The organism is Flavobacterium sp. (assembly GCF_035292545.1).
In the GTDB taxonomy this organism is placed as follows: Bacteria; Bacteroidota; Bacteroidia; order Flavobacteriales; family Flavobacteriaceae; genus Flavobacterium.
Genome location: NZ_DATDPV010000065.1, coordinates 1 through 16617, shown reverse-complemented (window position 1 = coordinate 16617; position 16617 = coordinate 1). Strand labels below are relative to the sequence as shown.

Annotated in this window: 18 protein-coding genes; 9 read left to right on the top strand and 9 right to left on the bottom strand. The window is 35.0% G+C overall.

Features of this window, described 5'->3' with window-relative positions:
* The 4 genes from VI621_RS11040 to VI621_RS11025 all read right to left on the bottom strand — a co-directional run.
* Window positions 1–581: ClpX C4-type zinc finger protein (locus tag VI621_RS11040; protein ID WP_324218442.1), on the bottom strand; the 581-nt coding region annotated here is incomplete at its 3' end.
* A 71-nt stretch (window positions 582–652) separates the two neighbouring features.
* Window positions 653–1327, bottom strand: a complete 675-nt coding sequence (gene clpP, locus VI621_RS11035) for an ATP-dependent Clp endopeptidase proteolytic subunit ClpP (protein ID WP_324218441.1) — start codon at window positions 1325–1327, stop codon at window positions 653–655.
* Between the two features lie 83 nt (window positions 1328–1410).
* Window positions 1411–2736: a trigger factor gene (locus VI621_RS11030; protein WP_324218440.1), complete on the bottom strand. Its 1326-nt coding sequence runs from the start codon at window positions 2734–2736 to the stop codon at window positions 1411–1413.
* A gap of 118 nt (window positions 2737–2854) precedes the next feature.
* Window positions 2855–3199: a phage holin family protein gene (locus VI621_RS11025; protein WP_324218439.1), complete on the bottom strand. Its 345-nt coding sequence runs from the start codon at window positions 3197–3199 to the stop codon at window positions 2855–2857.
* 171 nt (window positions 3200–3370) lie between these two features.
* Here VI621_RS11025 and VI621_RS11020 point away from each other — a divergent pair, with 171 nt between their 5' ends.
* Window positions 3371–4705, top strand: coding sequence for a T9SS type A sorting domain-containing protein (locus VI621_RS11020; RefSeq protein WP_324218438.1), 1335 nt, complete (start codon window positions 3371–3373; stop codon window positions 4703–4705).
* Window positions 4706–4771: 66 nt separating this feature from the next.
* Here VI621_RS11020 and VI621_RS11015 read toward each other — a convergent pair whose 3' ends face one another.
* Together VI621_RS11015 and VI621_RS11010 are read right to left on the bottom strand one after the other, a co-directional pair.
* Window positions 4772–5533 carry an alpha/beta fold hydrolase gene (locus VI621_RS11015; protein WP_324218444.1) on the bottom strand — a complete coding sequence of 254 codons (762 nt, stop codon included), beginning with the start codon at window positions 5531–5533 and terminating at the stop codon, window positions 4772–4774.
* A gap of 127 nt (window positions 5534–5660) precedes the next feature.
* Window positions 5661–6374 (bottom strand): pyridoxine 5'-phosphate synthase, encoded by a 714-nt coding sequence (locus VI621_RS11010; RefSeq protein WP_324218437.1) that lies wholly within the window; start codon window positions 6372–6374, stop codon window positions 5661–5663.
* A gap of 114 nt (window positions 6375–6488) precedes the next feature.
* On the opposite strand from VI621_RS11010, the gene VI621_RS11005 reads away from it, so the two are divergent.
* The 8 genes from VI621_RS11005 (at window position 6489) to murI (ending at window position 14716) form a co-directional block, all read left to right on the top strand.
* Window positions 6489–7148, top strand: coding sequence for a CBS domain-containing protein (locus tag VI621_RS11005; protein ID WP_324218436.1), 660 nt, complete (start codon window positions 6489–6491; stop codon window positions 7146–7148).
* A gap of 3 nt (window positions 7149–7151) precedes the next feature.
* A complete protein-coding gene (locus VI621_RS11000) occupies window positions 7152–8036 on the top strand; it encodes an NAD kinase (RefSeq protein WP_324218435.1) in 885 nt (294 codons plus the stop codon).
* A gap of 174 nt (window positions 8037–8210) precedes the next feature.
* Window positions 8211–8894, top strand: a complete 684-nt coding sequence (locus VI621_RS10995; RefSeq protein ID WP_324218434.1) for a DUF6089 family protein — start codon at window positions 8211–8213, stop codon at window positions 8892–8894.
* Between the two features lie 3 nt (window positions 8895–8897).
* Window positions 8898–9638, top strand: coding sequence for an isoprenyl transferase (locus VI621_RS10990; protein ID WP_324218433.1), 741 nt, complete (start codon window positions 8898–8900; stop codon window positions 9636–9638).
* Window positions 9571–12330, top strand: a complete 2760-nt coding sequence (gene bamA / locus VI621_RS10985) for an outer membrane protein assembly factor BamA (protein ID WP_324218432.1) — start codon at window positions 9571–9573, stop codon at window positions 12328–12330. The genes VI621_RS10990 and bamA overlap by 68 nt, the downstream gene beginning before the upstream one ends.
* A 42-nt stretch (window positions 12331–12372) precedes the next feature.
* Window positions 12373–13341 (top strand): OmpH family outer membrane protein, encoded by a 969-nt coding sequence (locus VI621_RS10980; RefSeq protein WP_324218431.1) that lies wholly within the window; start codon window positions 12373–12375, stop codon window positions 13339–13341.
* Between the two features lie 31 nt (window positions 13342–13372).
* Window positions 13373–13870 carry an OmpH family outer membrane protein gene (locus tag VI621_RS10975; protein WP_324218443.1) on the top strand — a complete coding sequence of 166 codons (498 nt, stop codon included), beginning with the start codon at window positions 13373–13375 and terminating at the stop codon, window positions 13868–13870.
* Between the two features lie 69 nt (window positions 13871–13939).
* On the top strand, window positions 13940–14716 hold the full coding sequence (gene murI / locus VI621_RS10970) for a glutamate racemase (RefSeq protein WP_324218430.1): 777 nt from the start codon (window positions 13940–13942) through the stop codon (window positions 14714–14716).
* A 23-nt stretch (window positions 14717–14739) separates the two neighbouring features.
* On the opposite strand, the gene VI621_RS10965 is transcribed toward murI, so the two are convergent.
* The 3 genes from VI621_RS10965 to VI621_RS10955 form a co-directional block, all read right to left on the bottom strand.
* Window positions 14740–15288: a gamma carbonic anhydrase family protein gene (locus VI621_RS10965; protein WP_324218429.1), complete on the bottom strand. Its 549-nt coding sequence runs from the start codon at window positions 15286–15288 to the stop codon at window positions 14740–14742.
* A 57-nt stretch (window positions 15289–15345) separates the two neighbouring features.
* Window positions 15346–16341: a type IX secretion system membrane protein PorP/SprF gene (locus VI621_RS10960; RefSeq protein WP_324218428.1), complete on the bottom strand. Its 996-nt coding sequence runs from the start codon at window positions 16339–16341 to the stop codon at window positions 15346–15348.
* Between the two features lie 6 nt (window positions 16342–16347).
* The coding region (locus VI621_RS10955) for a T9SS type B sorting domain-containing protein (RefSeq protein ID WP_324218427.1) at window positions 16348–16617 on the bottom strand (270 nt) is incomplete at its 5' end.

The window sequence follows — 16617 nt, the reverse complement described above, 5'->3', positions numbered from 1 at the left end:
ATGGATGGATTATCCCCTTTACGGGCAATTTTATCAATCTCATCAATAAAAACGATTCCTCTTTCGGCTTTAGCTACATCATAATCGGCAGCCTGTAGCAAACGCGTCAAAATACTTTCGACATCTTCACCAACATAACCTGCTTCTGTCAAAACGGTAGCATCCACAATGGCCAAAGGAACATCTAACATTTTCGCGATGGTTTTGGCCACCAATGTTTTTCCGGTTCCGGTTTGACCCACCATAATGATGTTACTTTTTTCAATTTCTACATCATCATCTAATTCCTGTTGCATCAATCGTTTGTAATGATTGTAAACGGCAACCGACATTACTTTTTTGGTTTGGTCCTGACCAATAACATATTTATCCAGGAAGGCTCTGATTTCCTTTGGTTTTTTCAGCACCAAATCCGTCACTAAACCGCCATGTTTTTTGTTCTGTTTTAATTCTTCAATTACAATTCCGTGTGCCTGCTCAATACATTTGTCGCAAATGTGTGCATTAATTCCAGCAATCAATAAATTGGTTTCTGGTTTTTTCCTACCACAAAATGAACATTCTAATACTTCTTTCGCCATCTTTTCTTTCTTTAAAGCTTAAAATTTAAAGTTACCTGAACTTCAAAACTTAAACCTTGTACTATTTTAATTTAACTTCTTCTCAACACTTCATCAATCATTCCATATGTTTTTGCTTCATCGGCAATCATCCAATAATCGCGCTCACTATCCAAATGTACTTTTTCATAAGTCTGACCTGAATGTTGTGAAATAATTTTATACAATTCTTCTTTCAGTTTCAACATTTCACGCAAGTTGATTTCCATATCTGTCGCAACCCCTTGTGCTCCACCAGATGGCTGGTGGATCATCACTCTTGAATGTGGCAAAGCAGAACGTTTTCCGACAGCTCCTGCACATAACAAAACTGCTCCCATTGATGCCGCCATTCCTGTGCAAATTGTTGCCACATCAGGTTTGATGTATTGCATAGTGTCGTAAATCCCCAATCCTGCATAAACACTTCCGCCTGGAGAATTGATGTAGATTTGAATATCTTTTGACGCATCGGCACTTTCTAAAAACAATAATTGCGCCTGAACAATGTTCGCAATCTGATCGTCAATTCCGGTTCCAAGGAAAATAATCCGGTCCATCATCAATCTTGAAAAAACGTCTAATTGAGAGATATTTAATTGGCGTTCTTCTATAATATATGGAGTCATCCCCTGTGGCGTCATTGTATTTACGATTTTATCATAATACATACTGTTAACACCGTGGTGTTTTGTAGCAAATTTTTTGAATTCTTTACCGTAGTTCATAGTATTTTATCTTTTTTTATTAAACAGAAAAAAGCGCCAAACTATTCCGTTTGACGCTCAAAGATACTGATTTTTTCTAAAATTTATTCTCCGTATGATTCTTTAATAAACTCTTGGTAAGAAACTTCTTTAGTTTTTGCGTTTGCTTTTTCTTTGAATAAGTTTAGCATTTTTTCTCCTACTACCTGATCTGAAAGTTTTTTTACTTCTTCCTGGTTTGATAATACTTTCGCCACAATCCCCTGCACTTCTGCATCTGTAGGATTTGTTTGTCCGAATTGTGCCATTTGCTGACGAATTGCATTTGTAGTAAACGTTTTCAAATCTTCAAAAGTGATTTGAATGTTGCTTTGTGCCAATGCTTTTCCTTCGATTAATTGAAAACGCAATCCTTTTTCTGATCTTGCGTACTCTACTTCAGCTTCCGCTGGAGTAAGTTGTTTTTCGCCAACGGTTTGCAACCATTTTTTTAAGAATTCAGATGGCAAATCAAATTTGGTGTTTTCGATTAAGAAATCGGTTACATCACTCATTAATTTTTGGTCTGCTTGTTGTGCGAATTGACTTTCAGCATCTTCCTTGATTTTTGCTTTCAATTCTTCAAGAGTAGCTACATTTCCTGCTCCGAATAATCTGTCAAACAATTCTTGGTTCAATTCTGCTAATTCAGCAGCATTGATTGCTTCGATAGTAAAATCTACATCCACTTCAAGAGTATGCACTTCATCGTGGCTTACTTTTAAGAAATCCATTAATTGGTGAACATCTTCAAATAAACCTTTTGTATTGATTGTTACCACATCACCTACTTTTTTACCAATGAATTTTTCGGCTGTTTTTTTATCTTTAAAAATATCTAAAGAAAAAGTGGTTGTATTATTGATTCCTTTTTCTTCGTTTGTGAATGTTCCGGTTACATCAGAGTTGGCATCAACCACATCCTGAGGAATTGCTTTTCCGAATTGTTTTTGGATACGGGTTACTTGCTCGTTAATCATTTCATCATCAGCAGAAATCACATATTTTACAATATCATTTTTTGCTTCTAAATCAATTTCAAATTCCGGAACTAAACCAATTTCATATTCAAAAACCAACTCATCTTCATCCCAAGAAAAGTTTTCATTGATTTTAGGAAGTGGTGTGCCAAGAAGATTTAATCTCTCTGACTGAACAAAACGGCTAAGTGCCAAATCTATTACTTTTTCAACTTCTTCTATTTTGATGGCTTTACCATATTGTTTTTCAACAAGATCTTTTGGCACGGCCCCTTTTCTAAATCCTTTAACGGTGGCTAAAGGCATTTTTTCATTTATTCTTTTTTGCACCTGACCTTTGTAATCCATTGGAACAACTGTCATTACAATCACTTCATTTACAGCGTTTATTGCTACTCTTTTGATATCCATTTTCTTTCTTAATTTACATAATAAAATTGGGTTGCAAAATTATAACATTTTTGCAACCCAACCAAGTTTTTAGGATATTGAATTTTAACGTTGAATATATCTTACTTACAAAATATTTTTAATTATCCCCATTAGTTAACCGATACATGATCGATTGTAAAACGGAAAGGATGATACTAAAAAGTAAAGCTGTCCAAAATGAGTTAACATTAAAACCTCCTACAATTTCTGAACATAATAATATCATCGCTGCATTAATAACTAAAAGAAACAAACCTAAAGTTATGATGGTAACCGGAAGTGTAAACAACACTATTAGCGGTTTTACAAAAATATTAAGTAATCCTAAAACCACAGCAACAATGACCGATGTTGTGAAATTAGCCACCGTAATCCCTGGCATAAAATAGTCAATTAGCATTACTAAAACTGCCGTTAATAAAATTCTGATTATTAAATTCATAGTGTTTTGTTTTTTAAATCTAAATATAAAAATAAATTTTAAATATTAAACACCAAAATTATAAAATCATCCTATTTAATGAGAAAATACATATTATTCATGCTTATGAACATGTAAATCAAGATATTATACATATATTTGAGAAAACAATAACAATTAATTCAATAAATTATGAAAAAATTATTACTTTCTTTATTGTTCCTATTCGCAAGCGGATCTATTTATTCTCAGTCATGGGTAACCCAAAACACCGGTTTTACTACACCTAGCCGGGGAATAAGTGAAATCAAAATAGTTGATGTCAACAACGTTTGGGCTCTGGCCTATGACGGCGTTGCAGGAGCTAATATTCAAGAGTTTACAAGAACCGCGAATGGCGGTACCACATGGACTCCCGGCATTGTAAATGTTGGCAATACTACTCTTAGTCTTACGAATATTTCGCCTGTTAGCAGTACAACTGCTTGGGTTGGTGCTTTTGATAATAACATTGGACTTGGAGGCGTATGGAAAACTATTAACAGTGGTCTTACTTGGACACAACAAAATCCCACTGCATACGTGACTACCAACCAATCCTGGTTTAATGGCGTCCATTTCTTTGATGCAAATAATGGCATAACTGTAGGAGATCCAGTCGGCATCGATTTTGAAGTTTATAAAACTATTGACGGCGGCACAACTTGGACAGCTGTTCCTGGAGCTTCCATAGAAAACCCTGGAATTGGAGAATATGGTTATAATGGCGGAGTAATAGCTGCCGGAAATTCTATGTGGTTTACAACTAACAAAGGTAAACTATATCGTACTACTGATATGGGCGTTACTTGGACAAAACTTTCAACCCCTATTTCTGATTTTGGTAGTCTTGCAGTGAATGGCAAAGTTTATTTTAGCGACAATAATAATGGTGTTATTTTAGGAACATTAGATACAGGTGCCACATATAAGTTATATACTACAGCAAACGGAGGCACTACTTGGAGTCCTGCTGCAAATTACACCGGAGGTTACAACAGAGCCCTATCTTATATCCCTAACACAACAACAATTGTAGCCACAGGAATTAACGCAACACCTCCTTCGGTTGCGGGTTCTGCCTATAGTTCTAATAACGGCTTAACTTGGACTACTATTGATACCGGAACACAAAGAGGTTATGTTTCGTTTATTAACGGAAGTACCGGATGGTGTGGTGGCTTTAACACAAATTCAACAACAGGCGGAATTTTTAAATTTAGCGGAACCCTTGGCGTAAATGATTTCGATACCATAAAACAAATCATGGCTACTCCAAACCCAACCAATGGCACCATTCAATTGACGGGAGCTACAATTAATGAAGTAACTGTTTTTGACATTTTAGGAAAACAAGTCTATCACTCTAAATTCAGTGCTTTAAATGATGTGACTCTAGATTTGTCTTCTCTTCAAACGGGGGCTTACGTTCTAAAAGCAACTAATGATTTAGGCGCTACTCAAACTTTAAAAATTATGAAAAACTAAACTTTAGTTTTTCATAACAATAAAAAAAAACCTTTTCGAGAAATTGAAAAGGTTTTTTTATTGTTTTTATTTTAAAAAAGAAATTGTCGCCTGATAGAAATCTTCTGGATTTTCAGCATGCAGCCAATGTCCTGCATTTTTAATGGTAATGATTTCAGCCGTTGGGAAATGATGTTTGATTGTTGAAAAATCTTCTTCTAAAATGTAATTTGAATTTGCTCCGCGAAGAAATAAGGTTGATTTTTCGAAAATGGCATTTTCGGGAAGTGCCGTTCCAATTTGTTCCATGCTTTTATTGAAAACATCCAGATTAAATCGAAACGCTAATTGACCAGGTTCTTTCCAATACAGGCTTTTCATTAAGAACTGACGGGTTCCGAAATCCGTGATATATTTAGCCAGCGTTTCCTCTACTTCGGTTCGTGTTGGTTTTTGAGAAAAATCTACGGCATTCAGTCCTTCTAAAATGGCTTGATGGTGTTGTGGATAAAATTTAGGCCCGATATCAGCCACAATTAATTTCTCAACTTTTTCCGGATAAGTTGTCGCATAAAGCATCGCGATTTTTCCACCCATAGAATGTCCGAGAATATTGATGGATATCAGATTGTTTGCTTCGCAATAAGCCAAAACATCCTGAACCATGACTTCATAATCAAACTGTTCCGAATGGAAACTTCGTCCGTGGTTGCGTAAATCAAGCATGTGAACCTGGAAACCTTCCTGAGCATATTGTGTGCCAAGGGTTTTCCAATTATCGGACATGCCGAGGAATCCGTGAAGAATTACTAACGGTTTTCCTTCGCCTTCTATTTTTGAATATAACATCATTTTTAGCTTTAGTTTTTTTGCGTGAGGGATGGTAGTGGAAAGCCCGCAGCAAAACGGAATGAAATGGAGTTTTGCGAGGACTTGCAGCATACAGCCCGACCCTTGTGGTCACGCCCAAATTATTTTATTTTAATTTTTGTAAATACATGTTTACCACATTTTCCAATCCGAGATAAATGGCTTCAGAAATTAGCGCATGACCGATGGAAACCTCCAATAAATTTGGAATATTTTGTTTGAAAAACTGAATATTATCCAAACTCAAATCATGTCCGGCATTAATTCCCAATCCCAATTCGTTGGCCAGATTTGCCGAAGCAATATAAGGCTGGATTCCGTTTTTGTTTCCCAAACCGTACTCGTGAGCAAAAGCTTCGGTGTATAATTCTATTCTTTCGGTTCCAATGGCTGCGGCGCCCTGAATCATTTCAAGAACCGGATCGACAAATATCGAAGTTCGGATGTTGTTTCTTTGAAATTCCTGTACGATTTCTTTTAAAAAATCTTTGTGTTTGATGGTATTCCAACCTGCGTTTGAGGTAATGGCATCGATGGCATCGGGAACCAAAGTCACTTGTGTCGGTTTCACTTCCAACACTAAATCGATGAATTTTTTATCGGGATTCCCTTCTATATTGTATTCGGTGTACACAATCGATTTCAAATCGCGGGCATCCTGATAGCGAATATGACGTTCGTCAGGTCGCGGATGAATGGTAATTCCTTGTGCGCCAAATTTCTGAATGTCTTTTGCAACCTGCAATAAATCAGGTACATTACCACCACGCGCGTTTCTTAAAGTGGCTATTTTATTGATATTTACGCTTAATTTTGTCATGAGAATACTTTTACAAATGGGTTTTAGCCTAATTTACCACAAAAATACAAAGTTAAACACGGTGTTTTGTGCTAAATTTTGATTATTTTGCAGTCGATTAGGGACAAATTTTTTATGCTAGAAATTACAGAATATATCGACAATGATTACAAGGCGATAGACAGTTTAGAATCTATCGAATCTGTTCAGGATTTTTTTGCGAAAGCACCTTTTTCGCATTTTCCTGTATTGGAAGACGGCATCTATATTGGAAGCCTCGCAGCAGATGATGCTGAAACTTTTGAATCTGACAAAAAAATAAAACACTATCGTTATGCTTTAGAAGGTTTTTATGCCCGAACCAATATGATTTGGCTTGATGTTTTAGAAATTTTTGCCCGCAACCATACCAATATCATTCCAGTTCTTGATGATGCCAATAAATATGTAGGCTACTATGAGATAACAAATATTATTAAGTTTTTCTATGAAACTCCCTTTTTAAAAGAACAAGGCGGCATTATTATAGTCAAAAAAAACATCATTGATTTTTCCATGAGTCAGGTTATTCAAATTGTGGAAAGCAATAATGGAAAAGTTTTAGGCTTGTTTATATCGGAAGCCACGTCCGAAATGGTTCAAGTTACCATAAAAATGGCATTGGGCGGGATGAATGAGATTATCCAGACTTTCAGACGATTTAGTTATGAAATCGTTTCGGAACATCAGGAAGATAATTATTTGAATAGTTTGAAAGAACGATCGGATTATTTGGATAAATATTTAAATATGTAATTTATGAAAGTAGCCATCTACGGACAGTATTATCAGAACGGAACAGAACCTATTATTAATGACATATTTGTTTTTTTAAACAAAAATAATATCGAATTGGTTATCGAAGCAGCTTTTTTAAAGATGCTTTATGAAAAAGGACTCCTGAAAAACGGCTACAAAACCTTTACATCACATGAAGAATTGAATTCGAGTTTTGACATGCTGATTAGTATTGGCGGCGACGGAACTATTCTTCGAGCAGCTACATTGGTTAGAAATTCCGGGATTCCAATTCTGGGAATAAACGCAGGAAGGCTGGGTTTTTTAGCAACAGTTCAAAAAGAGAATATCGAGCGATTTTTACAAATTGTAATCGACAAAAAATACACTATTTCCCCAAGAACATTATTGAGTTTAAGCTGTTCTCCAAAAAATCCTGAAATTCAGGAAATTAATTTTGCGATGAACGAGATTACCGTGAGTCGGAAAGATACCGCTTCGATGATTACTATAGAAACTTCCTTGAACGGCGAATATCTGAATTCCTATTGGGCTGATGGCTTAATAATCTCTACCCCAACAGGTTCCACCGGCTATTCTATGAGTTGTGGCGGACCGGTTTTGACTCCCGATGTAAAAAGTCTGGTCATCACTCCCATTGCCCCGCATAATTTAAATGCAAGACCATTGGTTATTCCTGACAAAACCGAAATCCGATTGAAAGTTTCCGGACGGGAAGACCATTATTTAGTTTCTTTGGATTCCAGAATTGCTTCCATAAAAAACGAATCGATTTTGACTATTAAGAAAACCCCTTTCAAAATAAACATGGTCGAAATTCCCGAAGAAACTTTCCTGAAAACCCTTAGAAACAAATTACTTTGGGGTGAAGACAAAAGAAATTAACCTTATTTTGATGCTCTTTTATACTACAATAGCTATAATTTTCGTTTCTTATTTTATTCAATTAGGGATAAAATCAATTTTTTAAAAACCAGAATAAATATAATTTAACAGAAATACTAATTTGATGTCTGATTAGTAGTCATAATTATTATATTTGCACGCTATTTTCAAATCATGAATAGAATTTTCGTTTTGCTTTTTTGCTTTTTTGGCCTAACTTCAATAAATGCACAAATTCACGAAGTTGGCGTATTTCTTGGGGGCAGCAATTATATTGGAGATATTGGTCCGACAAGTTATATTGCGCCAAATGAACCGGCTTTAGGTGTTTTATACAAATGGAATAAAAGCCCCAGACATTCCTGGAGATTTTCCTATACACAGTCAAAGATCACTTCGGATGACCGTGATGCAAAAACTCCCGGGAGAAACGAAAGAGGCTATAGTTTTGAAAATACCATAAAAGAAGTATCTTTAGGCTTTGAATTTAACTTTTTTGATTTCAATTTACATGATATCGAAAAGAAAATCACACCTTATGTATATTCAGGCGTAAGTTATTTTGGCTATGACCAGCTGTTTATTGTTGGCGGCGAAACAAAAGTGGATTATGCTGACGGAGGTTTTGCCATTCCGATGACAGTAGGATTGAAATCGAATATCATGCCGCATTTTATCTTAGGATTTGAGGTTGGGGCAAGATATACTTTTACAGATAATATAGATGGAAGTAATCCGAAGAACAAGAATTTGGAAACTTTAAAATTTGGGAATATTAATAGTAACGATTGGTATGTTTTTACAGGATTAACACTTACGTACACCTTTGGGAACAAACCATGTTATTGTGCAGAATAAAAAATGAGTTTAATAGACAGTATAGATAAAAATAATTTACCCAAACACCTTGCTATCATTATGGATGGTAATGGTCGTTGGGCTAAACAAAAAGGTTTGCTAAGGGCTTTTGGTCATGAAAGCGGAACAAAATCCGTGAGAACCGTTGTAGAAACTTGCGCCAAACTCGGTGTGGAGAACTTAACCCTATATGCTTTTTCTACAGAAAACTGGAATAGACCAAAATTAGAGGTCGATATTTTAATGAAATTATTAATAAAATCATTAAAAAACGAACTTAAAACACTTCAAGACAACAACATCCGATTGAACTCAATTGGCAATCTTGATCTGTTACCAAAATCAGCACAAAAAGAACTTCACGAAGTAATCAGCAAGACCAAAGACAATTCCAGAATGGTATTGACACTGGCTTTAAGCTATGGCTCACGGGAAGAACTCATAAATGCGGTGAAGAACATTAGTAATAAAGTTAAAAATAATATAATTTCAATAGACAGTATTGACGAATCAATTATTAATCAGCATCTTTACACGCAAAATTTACCAGACGTAGATTTATTAATCAGAACCAGCGGAGAGCACCGAATCAGCAACTTTTTGTTATGGCAAATCGCCTATGCAGAGTTGTATTTTACGGATGTTTTATGGCCAGACTTTAAAGATGAAGATTTGTATGAGGCAATCATTAGCTATCAAAAAAGAGAACGTAGATTTGGAAAAACAAGTGAACAAATTAAATAATTTTTTAGTGTTAAATAAAAGCGTAAAAATCTTCATTACCCTATTACTTTTTGGAAGTATTTCTCAGATAAAAGCCCAAGAAAGGGTTCCTTTTGATCAAGGAACAAAATACATTTTAGCCGATGTAGACGTTACGGGCAAAATAAGTTTCAATGAACAAACTGTTGTCACTTTTGCCGGACTTGAAAAAGGGCAAAAAATCACCGTGCCAGGAGAAGAAATCAGCAATGCCATCAAGAAATTGGGCAAGTTGGGTCTTTTTAGCGAAATTGATTTTTATGTCAATAAAATTCAAGGCGACAGCATCTTCCTTGAACTAAAAATCGTAGAATTACCAAAGCTGAGCGAGGTAAAATTCACAGGAATTAAGAAAAATAAAACAGAGGTTTTAATCAAAGATAACGGATTGACCAAAGGCAAAGTGGTGAATGAAAACTTAATCACTACCACTAAAAACTATATTGAAAATAAATATAGAAAAGATGGCTATTACAATGCTAAAGTAAACATCAATACGGTTCCGGATACAACCAATCAGGTAAAAATGCTTATCGCTATCGATAAAGGCAGCAAGATTAAAATAAAAGAAATCGCATTTAACGGCAATGAAAAATTTACCGATGCGAAACTTCGCAAAACGATGTCAAACACCAAACAAAAAAATGTTTTACGCGTTTGGAAAGGTTCAAAATTCATCAAAGACAAATACAAGGAAGATTTAGTAAAAATCATTGATAAGTATAAAGAAAAAGGATATCGGGATGCCAGAATTGTTTCTGACAGCGTCATTTTTAACAAAGACAAAAATGATTTATCGATTAATATAAACATTGAAGAAGGAAATAAATATTACTTTGGAGACATCAAGTTTTTAGGAAACACGGTTTACTCCGATCAAGGTTTAAGCAGAGTACTTGGAGTTAAAAAAGGAGATGTATATAATGGAGTTCTACTTGAAAAAAGAATTGCCGATAAAACAAAACCTGACGGTGAAGATATTACCAATCTATACCAAAACAACGGATACTTGTATTCTAACATTAATGCTGTTGAAGTAAAAACAGCGAATGACACTATTGATTTTGAAATCAGGGTAACTGAAGGTCCTATGACTTATTTCAATAAAATTACCGTTATTGGAAATGACAAAACAAACGACAAAGTAATTTACCGTGAATTAAGAACAAAACCAGGCCAAAAATATAGCAAAGACGAACTGGTTAGAACCATTCGTGAAATTGGACAATTAGGATTTTTTGATCCGGAAGCGATTAAACCAAATTTCAAAAATATGGATGCGGCAGCAGGTACTGTTGATATCGAATATGAACTTGTAGAAAAAGGATCAAGTCAAATTGAACTTCAGGGAGGTTATGGCGGAGGCGGTTTCATCGGTACGTTGGGATTATCCTTTAACAACTTTTCGATGAGCAATCTTTTCAATAAAGAGGCATACAAACCACTTCCAATGGGTGATGGACAAAAAGTATCTTTACGTTTACAAGGAAGTTCTTATTTTCAGACGTACAGTATGTCGTTTTCTGAACCATGGTTTGGAGGAAAAAAACCAATACAATTCAGCACCTCTTTGTCTTACAGCAAACAATTCCTGAATAACTATCAAACCAGACGCGTAGATAAAGACAAAAGTTTTAACATCCTGTCAGTTTCTGTAGGACTTGCGAAAAGATTATCCGTTCCAGATGATTCATTTGTTTTGTCAAATTCAATAAGTTTTCAATATTATGATTTAAATAATTATAACACTGGATTATTTACTTTCGGAAATGGAGCTTCCAGAAACTTTGCATACACCGTTGGATTAAGCAGAAACAACAAAGGGTTGAATCCTATATTTCCAACATATGGATCTGAATTTAGCGTTTCGGCAAAATTCACGCCTCCTTATTCATTGTTTAATGGTATAGATTATGGTAATTTAAAGAATCAGGATGCTTATAAATTAAGAAATGCAGGAGTAGGTTATTTCGATGCAAATGAAAATTGGGTTGCACCGGGAGAATATGTTATGACCGAAACTGTTAATGGATTAGATGTTTTGGTTAGAGCTACCAGCCCTGCAGACGCTGATGTTGACCAAGCAAAAGTGGATCAAAAGAAATTTAATTGGTTGGAATATTACAAAATTAAGTTCAAAGCGGACTGGTATACAAAAATTTATGGTAAATTAGTGCTTCGTTCTTTAGGTGAATTTGGATTCCTTGGTGCTTATAATCAGGATAGAGGTTTAGTTCCATTTGAAAGATTCTTTCTTGGTGGCGACGGATTGGCTAACTTTGCATTAGATGGACGTGAGGTAATTGGTTTAAGAGGATACCCAAATCAATCCTTGACGCCAACTGTTGAACAAGGAAAACCTCAAGCTGGAGCCCAAAATGGCGCTACAGTATATAATAAATTTTCACTAGAATTGCGATATCCAATAACATTGAAATCGGCGGCTTCTATATATGCGCTTACCTTTATTGAAGGCGGTGCAGCTTATGAGACCTTTAAAGAATACAACCCATTTGTCTTGCAACGTTCTGCGGGGCTTGGTTTAAGAGTTTATATGCCTGCCTTTGGATTACTAGGTATCGATTTTGGTTACGGATTTGATGCACTTCCAATTCAGGGTATGACAAAACCAAATGGATGGGAAACTCATTTTATCATTGGGCAACAATTCTAAAATAAAGCTTGGCATAATATTTTCTAATACAATTTTTAAGTTATGAGAAAACATTTTTTATTATTGTTTTTAACAATAGCAGCTTCGTCGACAACTCAAGCGCAGACCAGAGGTGTTAAAATTGGCTATATAGACATGGAATATATTTTACAAAATGTTCCGGACTATACAGAAGCAAAAAACCAATTAGAACAAAAAGCGCAACAATGGAAACAAGAGGTTGAGGTAAAGAAAAACGAAATCGTTAAACTTAAAGACGCCTTAAAAACAGAACAAGTTTTACTAACAAAAGAACTTATCGATGAAAGACAAGAAGAGATTAAGTTCCTTGAAACCGAATTATTAGATTATCAGCAAAAAAGATTTGGTTCGAATGGAGATTTAATCATTCAGAAAGCAGTATTGATAAAACCTATCCAAGATCAGGTTTTTACAGCAGTTCAGGATATTTCAGAGGCACAAAAATATGATTTCATATTCGACAAATCCTCCGATTTAACAATGCTGTTTGCTGCCAAAAGATTTGATATCAGCGACCGGGTAATTCGAGCAATAACCAGAGCAGAAAAAAGAGAGCAATTGACCAAAAAGCAGCTCAAAGCAGAAGAAGCTAAAGAATATAAAGAAAATCTGGAAGATGCCAATCCAGCTTTGGCCGAAAGACAAAAGATACTGGACGATAAAAAAGCCGCAAGAGAAAAATTGATGGCTGACCGAAAAGCTGCAGCTGAAGAAAAGAAAAAAGCAGCCGAAGACAGACGAAAAAAATTGATAGCTGAAAAAGAAGCAAAAAAAAATGGCACGGTTCCTGCTAATGACAATAAAGAAGTCGACAAAGCAAATGATAATAAAGCAACTGATGATGCAAAACAGAAAACTGCTGACGCTAAAGCAAAGACTTTAGAGGATAGAAAAAAAGCGATTGAAGACAGAAAGAAAAAGATCTTAGAAGATAGAGAAGCAGCAAAAAAAGCAAAAGAAGACAAATTAAAAGAGAATAAAACCGAATAGAAACCAATAAATTAATTAATACTTTAAAATGATGAAACAATTGAAATCTTTACTAATAGCAGCCGTTTTATTTTTGGGAACAAGCCAAGTTGCAAATGCGCAAAAAACAGCTCACGTAAATGTTAGTGAAATTATGGCAAAAATGCCAGCCATGCTTGAAGCTCAAAAACAATTAGAAAAATTGAGTACCACTTATGATGCTCAGTATAAAACAATGGTTGATGAGTACCAAACTAAACTTAAAAAATACGAATCTGAAGCAGCAACGGTTGGTGACAAAATAAACGAAGATCGTTCTAAAGAAGTTCAAGAAATGCAAAAAAGAATTGTTGATTACAGAGACAATGCTCAAAAAGAATTGCAACAAAAAGAACAAGATATTACTAAACCTATTTATGAAAAAATAAAAACTTCTATTCAAAAAGTAGGTAAAGCAAAAGGGTACCAATATATATTAAATTCAGAAGGCCTTTTACTTGCTGACGGACCAGAAATTACAGCTGACGTTAAAAAAGATTTAGGTTTCTAATCTAGAATTTTTATAAATATTTAAAAACTGCTCAAACAATTTGAGCAGTTTTTTTTTATATTTGTTTTTATGAATAACAACCAACCTATAGGCCTGTTTGATTCCGGCATTGGCGGAACTTCTATTTGGAAAGCCATCCATGAATTATTACCAGAGGAAAACACCATTTATCTTGCAGACAGTAAGAATGCTCCCTATGGTCGAAAATCTAAAGAAGAGATTATTGCCCTTAGCATGAAGAATACGGAACTGCTTCTGGAAATGAACTGTAAAATCATAGTAGTCGCATGCAATACCGCAACCACCAATGCCATAAAAGAATTACGGGCTAAATACGATGTTCCTTTCATTGGTATCGAACCAGCGATAAAACCCGCTGCTCACAATTCAAAAACACAAACCATTGGAGTTCTCGCAACAAAAGGCACGCTTAGCAGCGAACTTTTCAACAGAACAGTTGAAGTATATCAAGATACAAAAATCATCGAGCAAATAGGCTACGGGCTAGTAGAGTTGATTGAAAACGGAGACATTGATTCCCCGGAAATGGACAAATTACTTTCCACCTACCTTACTCCTATGATTGAAGCCAATATTGATTATTTGGTTTTAGGATGCAGTCATTTTCCATACTTGATTCCGAAAATCAAAAAAATATTACCCAATAATATACAAATTATCGATTCGGGTGAAGCTGTCGCAAGACAGACACAACATATTTTAAAGGAAAAAATAGGATTTAATACTTCTGGTAACAGTAGCCAGATCTTCTATACTAATGCAGATCCTAAAGTCCTCTCAGATATATTAAATAATAAATACCCCGTAATTGAAAAGGATTTTTAAAGCGCGATTTTCGACATTCCCGCTTATATCCCCTCCTGATTTTCGTCGTAATTTTTATTTTCAATCTTAAACCAACTCGAATACATTACATAATTATTCGAGATGCGTTCGATTTCTCCGGCAAAATCAGACTTATTTAAATCTTTGACTTTCTTTGCAGGAACTCCTGCCCAAATGGTACCGGATTCAACTACCGTATTTTGTGTAATCACTGCGCCCGCCGCAACAATCGAATTGCTTTCTATAACGCAATTATCCATCACGATAGCTCCCATTCCAATCAAAACATTATCTTGTATCGTACAGCCATGAACAATGGCATTATGGCCTATAGAAACGTTATTTCCAATAATCGTCGGATGCTTTTGATAAGTACAGTGAATAATGGCGCCGTCTTGAATATTGACTTTATTTCCAATTTTAATATAATGTACATCGCCACGAATGACGGCATTAAACCAAACACTGCAAGAAGCACCAAAAGTTACATCGCCTACTATTGTTGCATTTTCTGCAACATAACAATCTTCAGGGATAGAAGGACTTTTTCCATTTACAGATTTTATCAGCATAGTCTAAAAAAAATAGTCCCGATTAAAATCGGGACTGAATTAATATTAATATCACAATTAATTAATTGCCGGACACTTACATTCGTATTTCTCTCTTTTACAGAAAAGATTCATCCCTAATGTAATTTGGTGAAAACCACCATTATCAAATTTCACAGCTCCCGTTACACTTGAATAAGTATAAGCAAACATAAAATTTTTATAATTTACGCCAACAATTGGAGTGATGTATTGCAATTTTTGTGTTGAAATACCGTTCCCATCTTGAAATTCAGCACCATCAAAACTTCTTCTATAGGACAATCCTCCCCAAAGTCTACCAAAATCTAAACTTTTATAAACTTTTAAATTTACATCAATTGATTTTTCCGTAGTCTGACTAACAGATTGAAACATTACAGAAGGCTCCCATAATAAACGGTCTTCATCTCCAAAAACATAACCGGCACTAACGATAATTTTTCTTAGATTATCACTTTCATATTCAGTATATATATCTCTCCTAGTTTCTACGGCATTCTTAACCGTCAAATGCGCATAAAAATCTAAATAATTATAGGACGCTCCAATATCAAAATTGAAATAAGAATCTTTTTGAACATATCCGGCTACAACAGGATCATATTGTGGTGAATTGAAAAATTCTGTTTCATCAAGCTGACTTTGAATTAGTGCTCCGCTTATACCAAATGACAATTGATTTAAATCGATTTCATCTCTGGAAAACATAATATGATGCGCATAAGTAAGCTTAACTCCTTTTTGAGAATGATATCCATTTTTATCATTAAAAATGATTATTCCCGCACCAGACTTTTCTCCTACCCTGCCATTAAAACTGGCGGTCTGCATTTGAGGCGCATCTTCTTGTCCAAACCATTGTTTACGTGCGGTAAGCCTAAGTTTAGCACAATTAGCCGCTCCAGCCATTGAAGGGTGAATTAAATAATAATTGTCAGATAGATAATCTGAATATACCGCAATCCCTTCTTGCGAAAAAGACATTTGTGATATAAACAATAATAATACTATATACCTCTTTTTAAAATTCATTGGGTTTTATCTTTTTAATGAGAAATGCGCTTTAAATACTTTATTGATTCCTGTTTCTAAATAGTCCACTGTAAACCAGTAATCTGACGACGGCATTAGTTGGCCGTTATACGTACCATCCCAGCCTCCTGTGCCTGTCGGACTGATTTGTTTGATCAGTTTTCCATAACGGTCAAATATATAAATTTTTGCGTTAGGTTGCGAACTTAATCCAATAATATTCCATGTGTCATGGATTCCATCTCCATTTGGCGTGAAATAATTTGGATAATTGAT

Bases quoted from the DNA above. Each gene is read 5' to 3' on its own strand.
- clpP (WP_324218441.1), bottom strand. From the start codon at position 1,327: ATGAACTACGGTAAAGAATTCAAAAAATTTGCTACAAAACACCACGGT.
- VI621_RS11030 (WP_324218440.1), bottom strand. From the start codon at position 2,736: ATGGATATCAAAAGAGTAGCAATAAACGCTGTAAATGAAGTGATTGTA.
- VI621_RS11025 (WP_324218439.1), bottom strand. From the start codon at position 3,199: ATGAATTTAATAATCAGAATTTTATTAACGGCAGTTTTAGTAATGCTA.
- VI621_RS11020 (WP_324218438.1), top strand. From the start codon at position 3,371: ATGAAAAAATTATTACTTTCTTTATTGTTCCTATTCGCAAGCGGATCT.
- VI621_RS11015 (WP_324218444.1), bottom strand. From the start codon at position 5,533: ATGTTATATTCAAAAATAGAAGGCGAAGGAAAACCGTTAGTAATTCTT.
- VI621_RS11010 (WP_324218437.1), bottom strand. From the start codon at position 6,374: ATGACAAAATTAAGCGTAAATATCAATAAAATAGCCACTTTAAGAAAC.
- VI621_RS11005 (WP_324218436.1), top strand. From the start codon at position 6,489: ATGCTAGAAATTACAGAATATATCGACAATGATTACAAGGCGATAGAC.
- VI621_RS11000 (WP_324218435.1), top strand. From the start codon at position 7,152: ATGAAAGTAGCCATCTACGGACAGTATTATCAGAACGGAACAGAACCT.
- VI621_RS10995 (WP_324218434.1), top strand. From the start codon at position 8,211: ATGAATAGAATTTTCGTTTTGCTTTTTTGCTTTTTTGGCCTAACTTCA.
- VI621_RS10990 (WP_324218433.1), top strand. From the start codon at position 8,898: ATGAGTTTAATAGACAGTATAGATAAAAATAATTTACCCAAACACCTT.
- bamA (WP_324218432.1), top strand. From the start codon at position 9,571: ATGAGGCAATCATTAGCTATCAAAAAAGAGAACGTAGATTTGGAAAAA.
- VI621_RS10980 (WP_324218431.1), top strand. From the start codon at position 12,373: ATGAGAAAACATTTTTTATTATTGTTTTTAACAATAGCAGCTTCGTCG.
- VI621_RS10975 (WP_324218443.1), top strand. From the start codon at position 13,373: ATGAAACAATTGAAATCTTTACTAATAGCAGCCGTTTTATTTTTGGGA.
- murI (WP_324218430.1), top strand. From the start codon at position 13,940: ATGAATAACAACCAACCTATAGGCCTGTTTGATTCCGGCATTGGCGGA.
- VI621_RS10965 (WP_324218429.1), bottom strand. From the start codon at position 15,288: ATGCTGATAAAATCTGTAAATGGAAAAAGTCCTTCTATCCCTGAAGAT.
- VI621_RS10960 (WP_324218428.1), bottom strand. From the start codon at position 16,341: ATGAATTTTAAAAAGAGGTATATAGTATTATTATTGTTTATATCACAA.